We start from the raw sequence: 2629 nt of genomic DNA on the forward strand, positions 1-2629 counted from the left end.
CTTGTAGCTTAAATTCCTTCGAATGTTTTCTTCGTTTCATGTACATCAAAAGCCCCCTTCATTTGGTCCCTTCGATTATAAAAAACACCTTATCGAGTGTCCAAATTCATTAGGGGGCTAATGAGATTTTATTCTAACACAATATATCCCATTATCATAGCAGATGATAGGCAAGCAACTATAAATAAAATACTTTTTTTCAATCGAGAAATTACCTGGAATTGTTTACTTATTAAATCTATAATCTGGAAAATAGCAATCCCTAACACAACTTTTCCAAAAAGAGTTATTTTTTGTACAACATTCATATTAGTTAGTTCCTGTGAAGTCAGAAAAGTATCATAAAATACCCAAAAGAAAATACATAAAGCTATGAAGTAATATATTAGCAGTTTAATGTGTCTGTTTATCATAATACACCTCGAATCGTTCAGTAATGTAATTTTATTTATGATATTTGTAATAACCTATAACGGTATATCCAGAAAATAAAGCAATATCTGTCCACCAAAAACTGATTTTAGTTATACCTTTTAAGGCAACTTTTGTTCCTATTTTCCTTGCTTGGCTTCTCACTATTTTAAGAATTTCATTTTTATACCCTCTACCAATTAACACTTCATTTAGAGCCTTCTTAAAAACGGTATTTATAGCTTTACCTGCTTTGTAACCTTTTATTATTTCTTGTACAGCTTTAGAAACTTTATCAAGAATTGCTACACTCCCAGCTACAATTTGATCTGCGGTAGACCAACCAAAATATGAAGCAAGCCAACCTCTTAGACCATATTTTAACGCATACTTTACTCTTTCAATAGAAATTGCAAAATTACCATCTGGATCAACATACATTACCGGGTTATTTTTCGTATATGCATACTGGTTCAAACTTAATGGATCATCCTCAAACCCATGGAACGTATCCCTCATTAAGAAACGCCCCATATCCGCATCGTAATAACGGGACATTAGGTAATATAATCCAGTCACTTCATCATACCGATATCCTGCATAACGATATGGATTTTCAGAAGCCAATGCACCAGTTTGACGTAGGATATTTCCCCACGCATCATATTCATACTCTGCCACTACATTTCCATTGCTGTCTGTTAACGCGACGACATCCCCATGACCGTTTAAATGATAATAATACGTTTGACCATTTTTGGTCATGGAAACAGGATTGCCTTCATCATCCCATGTGTATTCAGTGATGATATTTCCATTTTCATCCGTTTCGTAAATCACTTTATCTTGGTGGTAATGGAAGTAGATTGTTCCATTTGCAGTGGTCATGCTTGTGCGTTTTCCACTATCATCATACGTAAATTTCGCCATCCATTGTCCAGATGCATCTCGAACTTCAACTAATTGGTCAAACGCATCATAAATATACGTTCGACAAGTGCATGGCACCGAAAATAATCCCCTACTGTCCAATAAATATTAATATCTAATTGTGTTCGATGAGTCCCAACCGTGTCATAATCGTAGTGAACAGTGTTGTCTTAATCGCTCCATATTTCGTATAAATGATTACTGTCATCACTCGATTTTTTACCAAATCTATCTGACAGAATTCCTTACAATTACTCTTATCAAAAAGAGCCCTGAAGTATTATCTCAAGGCTCTAAAAATTTCAGGATCTTCATTAAGGATATCTTTTAATGACTATATTATACATTACCCTAACCATCCCTCGTGATCTACATAAACATCGAGATGGTCGTATTGACTTAACATTCGAGATATTCGATAATGCAATCCTTGAATATCCCTTGTAAAAAATAATATTTCGAAATTATGAGTCGGCTCTATGATTAGCTTTTGCTCGGGTAAAAGAATTCCTATTTGACTAATGTTACAAAAGTTTCCCAAAAAAATGTTTTCAAGTTCTTTCCACTCTTTTTCAATATCTAAACATAGCCCCTTCGCCGATTTCGTTGTTAAATTTTTTATACTTAATAATTTATGAATTTCGTGATAAATCGGAAATTCCTCTAAATCACTCCATCCTTTAAACCAACCATTATTTCTGTATTTACTAATAATACATTGTCTTGTATGCGTTTCTGTAAAAAACGCTCTCATGAATCCTAACATTTCATGAAAATCTTGATAAAAGTTACTGATTTCCTCCTCAGTTTCACAATGCAAAAGCCCCCCTTCCCATCTGGAAGAATGAGAATGAGAAACAAAGAGAAACGGCATATAGTTAATATCTTTTATTCGAAGATCGCTTTCCTCTAACCATTTTGTAAGATTTTTTTTATCAATAACTTTCATACCCCAACCCTCTTACAATATTCTTCCATCAGGAGATACATTATAATAATCTCCAGTTTTTCCGTTAGGAGGAGAAAGATCATAATGACGACCTCTGTGTCCACTTTTGTCTACCTTTGCTTTCCATTTTGTTTTTTTATGAGTATAAGTATCTCCCTTTTTTGTCCATTCCCCAGGATGCGTATCTGGGGTTTTTTGTTTAGTGCAAAATGAAAGTGGCTCTTACGTATATTTGGTGAATGCCTTCCTATCATCCCTGTTGGAGATTTTTATTGTTTTATTAAAATAATAATTAAAGTCTATAGAGAACCCTTTTTTCTAACAAGTCTAATCCAGCAC

2 protein-coding genes are annotated in these 2629 nt (G+C 33.8%); both read right to left on the reverse strand.

Annotation, left to right across the window (positions count from 1 at the left end; all coding sequences use genetic code 11):
* Positions 1-444: 444 nt before the first annotated feature.
* Positions 445-1341 carry an RHS repeat domain-containing protein gene (locus FKZ59_RS14125; RefSeq protein WP_246045917.1) on the reverse strand — a complete coding sequence of 299 codons (897 nt, stop codon included), beginning with the start codon at positions 1339-1341 and terminating at the stop codon, positions 445-447.
* 346 nt (positions 1342-1687) lie between these two features.
* Complete coding sequence (locus tag FKZ59_RS14130) at positions 1688-2290, reverse strand: hypothetical protein (RefSeq protein WP_141603376.1); 603 nt, start codon at positions 2288-2290, stop codon at positions 1688-1690.
* Between the last annotated feature and the right edge of the window lie 339 nt (positions 2291-2629).

This window comes from Ureibacillus terrenus (assembly GCF_006569205.1).
GTDB classification, from domain to species: domain Bacteria; phylum Bacillota; class Bacilli; order Bacillales_A; family Planococcaceae; genus Ureibacillus; species Ureibacillus terrenus.